The following is a 13,367-nucleotide window of genomic DNA, read 5'->3' on the forward strand; positions in this document are numbered from 1 at the left end:
CGAATAGTGGGTAGCTGTTATTTTACCATATAAAAAAGGTGTACATCGTTTGTTTTTTGAAGTCAAACGATGTACACTTTTTGCTAAATTTCTCTTCCTTTAGAAATTCACATAGAGTCGGGCACTGAGCGCCGTGAAATCTCCATTGTCGTTTTTGATGTATTGGAACGATGGCTGAAGGGAGATGGATTCCGTCAGCTGTCTTTTCCACGTTACTTCCATAGAATATTCCGAACCCTGCAGGAAGCGGGCGTACTGGCCTGACAATCCGCACTCGTTCTTATCGTCCTGATAGGCGCCGCCAAGTTCGGCGTATCGGTAGCAGGCATTCTGATGACTGGTGTTCTCGGAATATTGCACCATGCACGAAATGTTCTTGTCTCCTGACTTCCAAACACTCTGCTCTCCGTAAACCCACCAGGCACAGGTGACCTTGCCCTTGGATTCATCGGCAGAAACCATTTCGCCATCCTCGTTTATCGGATATTGACGGGTATGAACGGCAGCACCTGCAAAATATTTCCCACCTTTATCGTTGTATTCCAACTGCGACATATTGAAGATTCCATCCTTCTTCGGGCGGACCAGAAAGGGATTGTCGTGAGCTTTCCAACCATTATATCCTGCACCATTATACAGACTGTTTCTGAATGTCCATTTTCCTTTGGTTACATCAAAGTAAAGGGTCAAGCCCGAATACGGATAATTGGCTATCGGATAGCTGGAAGCAACGGTAGGAAAAATTCCTTCAGAACTGTTCAGGAAAAGATCCGTAACGTCAGAGGTAAAGAAATCCTCGTTCACATTCCTCACACCCACAAACAGATGGCCCGAATTCCACTCGTGCATGTAGCCCAGCACGGCAAGCATAGCGAAATTATTATCCGCATTTATGTTCGAAAATCCCTGCCAGTCATCAATAATGCCATCGTTGGTCTTTGCCACATGCAGCGTAGCCGCCTCGAACGAATCCTTTCCTTTTCCTATAGGAACACTCAGTTCCAATCTCAGCTGATTGATCAGATTCGTATTTTTGTTCATGTCCCATTGCCATTCAGAAATATATTGTCCGTTAAAGCTCTGAGCATAAGCAAGGCAAATATTGATGCAGCCTAAAATAATAAAAATAATTCTCTTCATTTTCTTTATGTTTTTGTATAATTTCTTGTTCACTTGCCCGCCGCCTGCGAGCATCTTTCTAATTCACGCTGCAAAGATACTTGATATTTTAAAATCCTGCAATACTTAATAATCAGTATTTTTATTTCTTCTAAATAGCGAGGGCCTTATCTCTATCCCCATTTCTAGGTATTTTTGTTTCTTCTAAATAATCTGGGTTCCGTCTAGCCCCTATTTCTAGGTAATCAGACGGAACAGACAATAAACATTTTCTTACATTACAACCAGCGTTTGAAAGCCCTGATATAAAGGGTTTTGAGCCATTGCGTCAATACGCAGTAAGACAGCAGAATGCCTATGAGCCATGGAAAGTAGGTCCATGGAAGAGGAGTCAGGCCTATCGAACTGCCGAATGAGGTGAACGGAATACAGAGGCCGATTGCCATGATGGAGATGGTCATCAGCATCACAGGCCATGAGGCAGAACTCTGGATGAACGGAACCTTGCGGGTGCGGATCATGTGAACGATGAGTGTCTGCGAGAGCAAACCCTCTACAAACCAACCCGACTGGAAAAGGGATTCCATATCCGGCCCCTGGCACTTGAATACCCACCACAGCACCATGTAGGTGACAATATCGAATATCGAACTGATTGGTCCAATCCAGATCATGAATCTGCTCAGGTCGCCCGAGTCCCACACGCGTGGTTTGGCGAGGTATTCCCTGTCCATGCGGTCGAAAGGAATGGTGGTCTGCGAAATATCATAAAGCAGATTCTGAATGAGCAGATGAATCGGAAGCATCGGCAGGAAAGGCAGGAAGGAACTCGCTGCCAGTACGCTGAACATGTTTCCGAAGTTGGAACTAGCCGTCATCTTCACGTATTTCACGATGTTTCCGAAGGTCTTTCTGCCTTCCAGTACGCCGTTCTCCAAAACCATCAGGTCTTTCTCCAGCAGGATGATGTCGGCACTCTCCTTGGCAATATCTACAGCTGAATCTACCGAGATTCCGATATCTGATTCTCTCAAGGCTGCTGCGTCATTGATTCCGTCGCCCAGGAAGCCCACGGTGTTGTTCTTCTTCTGCAGGAGCTGGATTATTTCCGACTTCTGCATCGGTGTAAGCTTCGAGAAGATGCTACATTTTACCACCGCTTTCTGTTTCGCCTCCTGACTCATGTTTTCGAGTTCCGGCCCCGTAACGGAATCAGAAGTATTGATTCCCACCTGTCGGGAAATCGCCTTTACCATCGCCTCGTTGTCTCCCGAAAGTACTTTTACTTCCACGCCGTGCTCGTGCAACTGCTTGATGGCCTGGGAAGCTGATTCCTTTGGAGGGTCTAGAAAGGCGAGATAGCCAATGAGAACCATCTCCTTTTCATCTTCAATGGCAAAGTTGTTTTCCTTGCTCAGGAAACTCTTCTGCGCCAGGGCCAGCACTCTCATACCTTGTGCATTCATCTCCTTCACGAATCTCTGTGCCTTGCTTCGCATGCTGTCTGATAAAGGCTGAACCTTTCCGCCGAATTCCGCAAAGCTGCAAACCGTCAGCATTTCTTCTACGGCTCCCTTGGTGATAATCTGTCGCTTGCCATTTCTGTCTTCTACCACCACCGACATGCGTCTTCTGGTGAAATCGAACGGAATCTCATCCACCTTTTTATATGAGCTGCTCAGCGATTCCAGTCCCAGTTCCTTGACGTGCGAGAGGATGGCGCGATCCATCAGGTTCTTAAGTCCCGTCTGGAAATAACTGTTGAAATAAGCGTGGCGCAGAATGCGGTTTTCCTTATCCTCGGTTCCATCCACGTTCACGTGGCGCTCCAATACGATGTGGTCCTGCGTCAGGGTGCCCGTCTTGTCGGTACAGAGAATGTTCATGGCACCGAAATTCTGAATGGCGTTCAAATCCTTTACGATGGTCTTCTTGCGCGACATTACCATCGCTCCTTTCGAAAGGTTGGCGGTTACAATCATCGGCAACATCTCTGGGGTAAGTCCCACGGCCACGGAGATGGCGAAGATGAAAGCCTCCAACCAGTCGCCCTTCGTAATTCCGTTGACCAGGAATACTATAGGAACCATTACGAGCATGAAGCGGATGAGCAGCAGACTCACCTTGGTGATTCCCTTGTCGAAAGCCGTAGCGGCACGATGGCCCGCCACGTTCTTGGCAATGGTTCCCAGATAGGTGTGGTTGCCAGTGGCGAAGACAATGCCTTTTGCCGATCCGCTCACCACGTTGGATCCCATGAAGCAGATGTTGTCGAGGTCAACGATGCTGCCTGTATGGTTGCGGGCTTCCGAAAGATTCGGGAATTTTTCGATGGAATCTGATTCGCCTGTCAAACTGGATTGGCTGACGAACAAATCCTTGGATTCGATGATGCGGACATCGGCAGGAATCATGTCGCCGGCAGAGAGCATGATGAGGTCGCCAGGTACCAGTTCCTCGTTGCTGATTTCATCGCCTGGCGAACCGCCACGGGTGCTTGTGCCGAGACGCATTACATAGCAGGTGTTGGTCACCATCTTCTGTAGAGCTTCGCTGGAGCGGTTGGCTTTCCATTCCTGCACAAAGCGGAGGATGGTGCTCAGAATAATCATGGTCGAGACTACGATGATGGAAGTCCAGTCCTGGTCGCCAGCATTTGCCATCCACACATCCATCACGTAAGAGATGGCTACCAGTACGGTGAGCACTCCTACGAAAGGATTGATAAAAGCCTTGGCAAGCATTACGAGCGGCTTTTTCTTCTGCTCGTGTACAATCTCGTTCTTGCCATAGAGTGACTGTCTCTTCTCTACTTCTTCATCGGTGAGTCCCAATGAGGTAGTCTGGAAGTAAGTAAGCACCGTGTTGAGTGGTGCCTTGGCAGCCATCAATACCGTCTCGGTATTGAAAGCCATTTTTCTGATGTTCTTTTTCTTCTTCCACATAATTGCTTTACTTTTACTTGATGTGAATTATTGTTTTGCGGTTGCAAAGGTAAGCAAACTATGTGGAAGAAGCCGTTAGAAAAGAATTAGAACGGTATTAGAAAACTATTAGAGAATCAGTAAGTCGTTCATTAATAGGGAGATGTATATTGTGAGGATTATGCTAGATATGTGGAATCTCCACAATGAAGAGGGTTCCCTTGCCCTGCTCCGAATGCACGGCGATGTTGCCATCATGCAGATGGATAATCTTATGGGCCAGTGTCATTCCGATGCCGTAGCCTTCTACTTTCTTCTTCTCATCTCCGCCTCCTCTATAAAATAAGGTGAAGAGATTCTCCTTATCCTTTGCCGACATTCCAAAACCGTTATCAGTCATGCGGACGATGCTCCATTTGTCTCTGAATGAAATCTGAACGATAGACGAATGGTTCTCCGAATACTTGCAGTTGTTCTCTATCAGATTCGAGAAGGCGATGTTCAGCAGATAAGGATTGCCGAGGACGGTAATCAGACTGTCATCGTCTTCTTCCTCGTTGCAGAAGAGTAGGTCGATGCTGTATTCCGGATGCGCCCGCAGGATGAGTTCTCTTGCATCTAATAAAAGTTCATCCAGGCGAACCTCTCGCATGCTGATTTCTTCCTTGCCGTAATCCGCCTTTGCCAGGTTCAGCAAACCGTCTATCAGTCGGGTCATTCGCTTGGCGTCCTGCTGCATGTTCTGCATGGCGAGCTGGTACTGCTCGTTGGTTCGCTCTTTCTGCAGCGAAACATCGATTTCGGCTGTTAGGGCAGCCAGAGGAGTACGCAGTTCGTGAGACACGTTGCTCACAAACTGCTTCTGTGAATTGAATGAAATCTCCAGTCGCTTGAGCAGTTCATTGAAGGCGATGGTCAGTTCGCCCAACTCATCTTTTTCGTTCTTCACGGGGATGCGGCGGTCGATGTGGGAGGCTGTAATAGTTTCAGCCTCGTTCACGATGTTTCTTATCGGTTTGAGGGAGAGTTTTGCCAGAACATAGCCGGCGATAAAGAGCAGCGACAATCCGATGATGAAGAGGCAGATGAGGGTTTCCTGCAGTCCCACCAGGTTGTCGTAGCCGTAGCCATCATAAGCGGCAGCTGTAACAATATAATCCTTTCCCTTGTATTGGAAAACCATTCCGATGCCCTGGTATTTTCCGATGTGGAATTCAATCTCTTTTTTCTGAATAATTTCCTTGATCATCCCTTCGGTTTCCTTCACGATGTCGTTGTGGATGGCGTCGTGGTAGAGCATGTGGAAATCGGTAGTATAGACGGCAACCTCTACCTCGTTGATAAACTTCCTATTGTTCAGATAAACCGACTGCATGGTCTTGGCATCTACCTGTCCGGCCAGGAAGAGATTGGCCTTGGTAATGCCTTCGCTTTTCAGGTTTCTGAAGAAAGTCTGGTCGCGGGTATGTTCGCTGACCAGGTAAATGAGCACCATGCAAAGCAGAAATATGGTTGCCGTAATGCAGGTGTATTTAAGGGTAAGGGCTGTTCTGATCTTCATATCTCTTTTCTTTCAGATTTTATTCAAATTCTTATTCGGTTTATCTGTTTGGTTCGTTACATCTTGTCCGTCAAGATAAAACCAACTCCCGGTTTGGTATGAATCAGTTTCACCTCGAAGTTCTTATCCATTTTCTTTCTCAGATAGTTGATATAGACATCGATGAAATTGGTGCCCGTATCAAAATGGGTGTTCCAAACCTTTTCAGCTATTTCCACTCGGCTCACTACCTTTTCTGCATTCTCCACCAGATAAACCAGCAGGTTGTATTCCTTAGGCGAAAGCTTGACAGGTTCGCCGTTTCGTGTTACTTCCTGTCTTTCAAGATTGATGCACAGGTCGGCGTATGAAATCTCCTTTACCGCATCAACCTTAGCCACGGCTCTTCTTTTCAGCAATACTCTCACTCTCGCCAGCAGTTCTCTGAAATCGAATGGCTTCACCATGTAGTCGTCGGCTCCCACATCGAAGCCTTCCAGCTTATCATCGGCGGTTCCCAGAGCCGTGAGCATCAGAATAGGGATTTCTTCATCTGCCTTTCTGATTTTCTGGCAGAGTTCGAAACCATTGAGCTTCGGCAGGATGATGTCTGAGATAATCAGTTGGAAATCATTCGATTGAAACAGTCTCCATCCCATCTCACCATCGTAAGCCACCAGAACCTGATAGCCGTTCTCTTCCAGACCGATTTTCAATAAATCAGCCACTCGCTTTTCGTCTTCTATCACTAAAATCTTAATCATACTTACTTATAATCGTCTTTTTGTAGCTTGCAAAAGTACATCAATTTTAAAAATTCCCACGCTTCTTCACTTTTTATTATGGAAAATTAACCGTAATATCTTTAAAAAACTTTTCCTTATCAGATATTATTCGTACCTTTGCCTTGTTTTAAAAAGTTTAATCAGTTAGAAAACAGTTTAATCAATTAGAAAAATGAAGAAGATATTAAATCCATATTTGAACAAGGAGGGTTACAACTGCGTTTGCTGTGCCCCCAACAATCCTGTAGGATTGCATCTTGAGTTTTGGGAAGAGGGTGAGGATGTGCTTACCATCTGGAATCCCGGCGAGAATTACCAGGGCTGGATCAATACCCTGCATGGCGGAATCATCAGTATGCTGATGGATGAAGTGGCAGGCTGGGTTATCAACCGCAAACTGCAGACCACGGGTGTGACGATGCAGCTCAACGTGAAGTACAAGAAGCCTGTGATGACCACCGATTCGCAGATTACGGTGCGTGGTCACATCGCTAGTCAGCGCCGCAACATCGTCACCATCCACCTGACTCTGGAGAACTCCCAAGGCGAGGTTTGTGATGAGGGTGAAGCCATCTACTTCACCTTTGGTCCTGATAAAGCCAGGGAGATGGGATTCGACAGCTGCAAGGTAGAGGGGGAGGAATAACTCTCCCCACTTGTTTGTAATGCTGGGGTCTTTCTTGAAGTTTTGAAAGTTCTTGAAGTTGATCATGCTCTGTCTGCGTTTAAGAGTTCCTTGAATCACAATTCCCCAGAAAGCCGTTCTCTGCCCATTTTGTGGTCTTCATTGATGACCGGCGCCTGCCATCTATTAAGACCAGCCTCGGTCTTCATAGATGACCGACTTTTGGCACAAGAAGACTGTTCTTTCGATTGCCGGTGCAAAGATACAAAAATTCGAAGCAGAAAGCAAGCTTTTTCCCGTAGAATGTTGAGAAATAGTTCGTAAGTAACTGATGTGTAGAGGTATAAGTGTTTTAGGTTTTTGCATCTGATTGCAAAAGTAACCTTGGATTGCTTTTGATGATTGAAAAGCGGGGAAATGTGGGGTGGTGTCATTAAGGGTCAGTGTTATTAAGGGTCATTAAGGTTTTCGGGGGCGCAAATATCTCTATAGTATAATAATAAATATATATTTATATTATACTATGGCTCTAAATGACATTTGCTTTTTCTTAATGACCCTTAATGCCCCTGACCCTTAATGACACGATAGAGCTTCTGAAAGCTATTCTGGAAGAATGTGGTATTGAATATATCGTGTTGATAATCAGTTTGATAGTCGTTGATTGAACTGTTTTGTTTCCCTCGTTTAATGCTATTAAAACGCACAGAATCTCCTTCGATCTATCCCAGTTTTCTTGCTCTTTTTATGAGAATCTTGACAAAATATATCAAGAAATTCCTTGTAAATCCTCGTTTTTTCCCCTTTCATTCAGCCTTTAACCCCTCTTGTTTTTGTCTTCTGAAGGGGTGAAAAGTGCCATCGGAACCACTTTTTCTTGCTCTAAGGGCATTTTCTCCTCCTTTCTCTGCAAAAAAAAATCCGGTCTTTCTAGCTATTTTAGCTTGGGTAATGTGATTTTCTGTTGACAATTGAGACTGACTATTTAGGGGATAAGGTCGTTAAGGTCATTAAGGTCAAGGTCATTATAGGTCATTAAGGTTTTCCAATCCTTTAAAAGTCCTTTACGATTTGCTATGAAAATCGCCTTTGCAAAAAAGGGTGGTTTATGGGGGTAAAATCCATGTTTTTACCTATTAAAATCCAGCTTTTTTAGGAAAAGTGTAGTTTTGATTTCTGTGGGCATTACTTATTTACCTATTTATTATATAATGTGTATAGAGCTGAAGGAGATTTCTGCCTGGTGCTTTGCCGGATTTAAATCCAGCAAAGCACCAGGCAGAAATCTAATACTACGACTGAAGTTGCTTCAATTGTTCTTCTGTCAATCCAGTTGCCTGCATGATTTGAGACCAAGAAATACCCATTGCCAACAAGTTGCGGGCTACTTCCAAACCTTTAGACAGTTCACCTTCCGCTCTACCCTTTTCCTCGCCTTCAACATACGAGCCATAAAGACCGGAGTAGTAATCGTCAACAGCCTTAATACTTTCATCGTATTTTTCCTGCTCCTCACTACTCAAGCAACGAATATCTGCCAATTTAGCAAGATAATCGAATATCTTCTTCTGCGCCGTAAAAGGCAATCTTTCCAATACTTCCATATACTTCAATACATAAATCCATTTTTCAAAACCTGTCTCGCGTTCTAGATGGAACGGTTCACAAAGAAAGGTACCCATCTGTTCTGCATCTCGACGATGAAATGCTTATCATCGTCGGTAACACAATAGATATCGAAGATGCAGCCACGGAGATCATTAGTATCTCCAAGCTGTTCCTTATCCTTGAATGTTACGTCCTTGATTTGAAACTCGCCTTCAAACAAGTCGTTCAAAAAATTTATCAGCAAGTCCTTGCTGAACTCTTGACCGAAGAGACGTTTGAAACCCCAGTCGGTAAAAGGGGTTGATGTATCTACCCATAAATTATCAGTTTAGATTCTATAAATCTGCTGCGAAGATACACTTTTTTATTGAAACTGCCAAGAAATTCTAGAATTTTCTTTCTAAAAGAGGGTAAGAAAAAGGTATGGGGAGAAAAAAGAGGAAGAACTGAGCCCCTTTTAAAGTGGGCTCAATTTTTATAAATATAAAGAAATAGTTTTATGGATAAAATAAAGAAGATGACTCTTCAAATTTTCCATACGGTGTCTAGAAAATTAAGTTGGTCTCAAATCAGTGAGCACTTCACTATTATAAATGTGTTTAGAGGACAAGGAGGTGGAAAATATAATATTTTGAGAAAGAAAAATCCTTGTATGGTATAGATTCTCCAAAAAATGTTGTATATTTGCAGTTGATTTTGAGTATATTGATATTGCTATAAAACAAAAGCATTGTCGATAGAAAAAAAGATAAAAATAAAAAATATATGATTACAAAAGATAATATACAAAAAGTCCTTTTGGATTTGAAGTTTTTTTCAAATCATGGTGTCTATACCAGACATTTTGGCTCGGCTGACGAAGGCTTTGATTTGGAATATAACTATAATACTGGTAAATTCAATTATCCGGTAGGATTACAGGCTGATAGAAATACAACGCAAGAAGATTATCAGAAAGAAAGTTATGTTGTATTTGTTTGTGTTGCCCAATTGCTTGAGCGTGGTTATCTTCCTCAACATATCAAGTTGGAGGGAAGAAATTATGCTGGTACAGACACGGGATACTGTGATATTCTGGTAAGCGATAATAATGGTGAGCCATATCTTATTGTTGAATGTAAAAAGGCTGATATTGATAAGAAAGAGGATGAGTTTCGTAAACATTGGGCAAGGACTATGCGTGATGGTGACCAATTGTTTCGTTATTTCAATACTTATCGTAAAGCCCAATATCTTTGTATGTATGCGGCGGATTATCCAGAATACAGCAAGAAAGGGAAAAAAATAAATCGTCTTGAGATCAACTATCATATTATTTCTTTGGTTGATAATGAGGAATATCTGCAGACGGATAATAAGCTCCATAGTTTCCAGGAAATGCGAGAACAGCAAGGCGGAAGTGAAGACTTTTTTTATGTTTGGAAGCAGACGTATAAACAGGATTATACAACTCGTGGTTTGTTTGAAGAAGGTATTGATGCTTTCAACATAGGAAAGAAGAGTTATGGCATAAATGATTTGAAGACTATTGATGAATACTCGTTGGATAAGAAATACAATGAGTTTGCATTAATATTGCGTAAACATACCATTTCAAGCCATGAGAATGCCTTTGACAAATTGGTGAATCTTTTCCTGGCGAAAATCATAGATGAGCGTTATCATTCTGATGAACTTCAATTGCTTTGGAAGGGTGCGGCTTATGATGATTATTTCTCGTTGCAAGACCGTTTGATCAATTTGTATAAAAGAGGAATGAAGGAGTTCTTCGATGATGAGGTGGCTTCGGTAGAAAATGCAGAAATAGAGGATGCATTTAAATTTCTTACATCTAAAGCTGATGAGGCAAGGGATACGATTAAAAGGTATTTCCGTAAATTGAAATATTTCAATAATAACCCTTTTGCCTTCCTCGATGTGCATAATGAGCAGTTGTTCTATAAGAATGCTGTCATATTGAAGGATACCATCAGTATGTTGCAGGATATTTATTTGACTAAAAATACGGATAACCAGTTTTTGGGAGACCTTTTCGAGGGGTTCCTTAATCGTGGTGTGCACCAAAGTGAAGGTCAGTTTTTTACTCCAATTCCTATAGTTCGTTTTTTGGTTTCGTCTTTGCCTCTTCGTCAAATTCTAGAAGGTGGTGAGATTCCTAAAGTTGTCGATTATGCTTGTGGAGCAGGACATTTCTTGACAGAGTATGCTCGTCAGATCAAGCCGATTGTTGAGGAAATGGCTCATCTTGAAAATATATATGACAAGAGAGCTAAAGAAGAAAGACTTATTTCTGTGCTTCGTGAATATTATGAGCAGATAGTGGGTATTGAAAAGGATTATCGTCTTTCAAAGGTAAGTCAGGTTGCTGCATTTATGTATGGTATGGATGGAATTCATATCCATTATGGAGATGGATTGCAAGAAATGTCTGGTATTCAAGATCATACTTTTAGCGTATTGGTGGCTAACCCTCCATATTCTGTGTCAGGCTTTTTAGAAACATTACCTGAGGAGGATAGAGAACGATATACATTGAACAATTATATTAGCAATATAGAGAAGAATAACTCTATAGAGACATTCTTTATCGAACGTGCTGCCCAACTCTTGAAGTCGGGTGGTGTGGCTGCTATTGTCCTTCCGTCAAGTATTTTGTCGAAAGGTGGTCTCTATATGCGAACACGTGAACTTCTCTTGAAAAACTTCGACATAGTTTCTATTTGTAGCCTGGGACCAAATACATTTGGTCAAACCAATACGAGTACGATAGTATTGTTCTTGCGTCGAAAAGCTTTGGAGCCTGATTTGTCTAGACATTTACACAACCGCATTACGGAGTGGTTTGAGGGTAATATGGTAGATAATGGTGCATATAAAGATTCTCAAAACTTGGATGCTTATATCAAACACATGGGATATAAGCACGATGATTATATCCAGTTGTTGAAAGGTGAATTAACGGATAGCTTCATGGATTCTGATATGGCAAAGGAATACGTGAAAGCTCTAAATATCAAAAAACAAGGAAAGAATACAGCTTCAACAGCTTTAGCTGCTGAGGCAAAGAAAGTACGTGACGAAGCCCAGAAGTTTGTAAAGAGCCGTGCTTATGTGGCATTGACTCCAGCAGAGAAATTGTTGGAGGAGAAACGTTTTACTCTTAAATTCATTCGCGAAATAGAGAAAGAAAAGCTCTATTTCTATATGCTTGCTGCTTCAAATCCGCAGCCGGTATTGGTGGTGCAAAGCCCATCTGACAAATCTTTGGAAAAAAAGTTCTTGGGATATGAATGGAGTAATCGAAAAGGTGCAGAAGGTATTCATTATCTGAATACAGGAAAAATCAAGGATTCTTCCTCTGATGATGAAGCAGCAGATGATGATACTATAGAGCAGATTAAAGGAATAGAAGGTATTATGACCCCATTGTTTGCACCTCTAAATCTGGACGATGAAAGTAAAATTAATGCTTTGATTCGTAATAATTATTGTGGGGTAGATAATTCTATTTTAGATGAGTATGTAGATGTTGCTTCTGAATATGAATTAGTGGACTTGTTGGATTTTTCACGTGTGAATTTCGATAAGACAATAAAGACTGTTGCAACACTATCTTATCCGGAAATAGAAACAAAGTATCCCAAGGAAAAGTTAGGAAAAATAGCTCCATATTCAAGTGTTAAAATAGCATTGTCTGGTATAGATGTTAAGACTTATATCTCTACAGAAAATATTCTTCAAAATTGTTCGGGTGTAAAGCCATATGTAGGAATGCCTAATATAGACAAGATAACAGAGTATCACAAAAATGATATTTTAGTATCTAATATCCGTCCTTATTTGAAGAAAATTTGGTTGGCAGAATATGATGGTGGTTGTTCAAATGATGTATTGGTATTTAGAAATGAAAGAGTAAATGAAATATTGAATGACTACCTGTTTGAGGTATTATCAAGTGATATTTTCTTTGAATATATGATGGTTGGAAAAACTGGAATAAAAATGCCACGTGGTGATAAACGAAGTATTCCTAATTTTGAGGTTCCACTTCCTCCAATGGATATTCAAAAGAAAATCGTGGAGGAATGTGAGAAGATTGATCAAAAATTCAAGCAACAACAGTTTGAGTTGGATTCTTTGAATAATCGTGTGGAATCAATTTTTGATGAAGTTGCAGGTAGAAGTCAAAAGTTGGAGAAACTTTGTTCGGCAATCAATCCGTCGAAAGCGGATGTGAAATCTATAGAGTCTTCAACAATGGTCTCTTTTGTCGAAATGTCATCTGTAAGCAATGATGGATATATTGAGCAAAAAGTAGATAAACCATTGGTTGATGTTCGTAAAGGTAGCTATACTTATTTTGCAGAAGGTGATATTATTATTGCTAAGATAACTCCGTGTATGGAGAATGGGAAGTGTGCGCTTGCTACTGGTTTGACGAATGGTATTGGTTTTGGTAGTTCTGAGTTTCATGTACTCAGGGTGAATAATAAACTAATCAATAATGTTTATCTCTTTGCTTACCTAAATAGAAAAGAAATTCGAGAAAGGGCTGCTGCTGTAATGACTGGCTCAAGTGGTCACAGAAGAGTGCCGATTACATTCTATGAGGAGTTGGAAATACCTGTTCCTTCTATGGATGAACAATTGAGAATAGTTGCTGAGTATCAGAAAAATATTTCAGCGATAATGGATTTAAGAGAATCTATGTCCAATGCTTCCTCTGCCAAGCAAGCCATCTTGGATAAATATTTAAAGTAACGAAA

The 13,367-nt window shown here is 41.8% G+C and carries 8 protein-coding genes; 2 read left to right on the forward strand and 6 right to left on the reverse strand.

Annotated elements, in window-relative coordinates:
• Window positions 1-99: 99 nt before the first annotated feature.
• From RCO84_RS02245 to RCO84_RS02260, 4 genes are all read right to left on the reverse strand, one after another.
• Complete coding sequence (locus RCO84_RS02245; RefSeq protein ID WP_144151800.1) at window positions 100-1,140, reverse strand: carbohydrate porin; 1,041 nt, start codon at window positions 1,138-1,140, stop codon at window positions 100-102.
• Between the two features lie 257 nt (window positions 1,141-1,397).
• The gene (gene mgtA / locus RCO84_RS02250) at window positions 1,398-4,067 is read right to left on the reverse strand and encodes a magnesium-translocating P-type ATPase (RefSeq protein ID WP_186292219.1); all 2,670 of its coding nucleotides are present in this window, start codon (window positions 4,065-4,067) and stop codon (window positions 1,398-1,400) included.
• Window positions 4,068-4,227: 160 nt separating this feature from the next.
• Entirely contained in the window at window positions 4,228-5,604 is a 1,377-nt protein-coding gene (locus RCO84_RS02255; RefSeq protein ID WP_144151793.1) for a sensor histidine kinase, read from the reverse strand.
• Between the two features lie 56 nt (window positions 5,605-5,660).
• A complete protein-coding gene (locus RCO84_RS02260; RefSeq protein WP_144151790.1) occupies window positions 5,661-6,347 on the reverse strand; it encodes a response regulator transcription factor in 687 nt (228 codons plus the stop codon).
• Window positions 6,348-6,540: 193 nt separating this feature from the next.
• Here RCO84_RS02260 and RCO84_RS02265 point away from each other — a divergent pair, with 193 nt between their 5' ends.
• Complete coding sequence (locus RCO84_RS02265) at window positions 6,541-7,014, forward strand: PaaI family thioesterase (RefSeq protein WP_144151787.1); 474 nt, start codon at window positions 6,541-6,543, stop codon at window positions 7,012-7,014.
• A gap of 1,271 nt (window positions 7,015-8,285) precedes the next feature.
• Here RCO84_RS02265 and RCO84_RS02270 read toward each other — a convergent pair.
• Both RCO84_RS02270 and RCO84_RS02275 read right to left on the reverse strand, forming a co-directional pair.
• Window positions 8,286-8,597: a transposase gene (locus RCO84_RS02270; protein ID WP_260849604.1), complete on the reverse strand. Its 312-nt coding sequence runs from the start codon at window positions 8,595-8,597 to the stop codon at window positions 8,286-8,288.
• 44 nt (window positions 8,598-8,641) lie between these two features.
• Window positions 8,642-8,845 (reverse strand): Rpn family recombination-promoting nuclease/putative transposase, encoded by a 204-nt coding sequence (locus RCO84_RS02275; protein ID WP_260849603.1) that lies wholly within the window; start codon window positions 8,843-8,845, stop codon window positions 8,642-8,644.
• 521 nt (window positions 8,846-9,366) lie between these two features.
• Between RCO84_RS02275 and RCO84_RS02280 the strand changes: the two genes are divergently transcribed.
• Window positions 9,367-13,362 carry an N-6 DNA methylase gene (locus RCO84_RS02280; RefSeq protein ID WP_144151784.1) on the forward strand — a complete coding sequence of 1,332 codons (3,996 nt, stop codon included), beginning with the start codon at window positions 9,367-9,369 and terminating at the stop codon, window positions 13,360-13,362.
• Window positions 13,363-13,367 lie beyond the last annotated feature (5 nt).

The organism is Segatella copri (assembly GCF_949820605.1).
In the GTDB taxonomy this organism is placed as follows: Bacteria; Bacteroidota; Bacteroidia; order Bacteroidales; family Bacteroidaceae; genus Prevotella.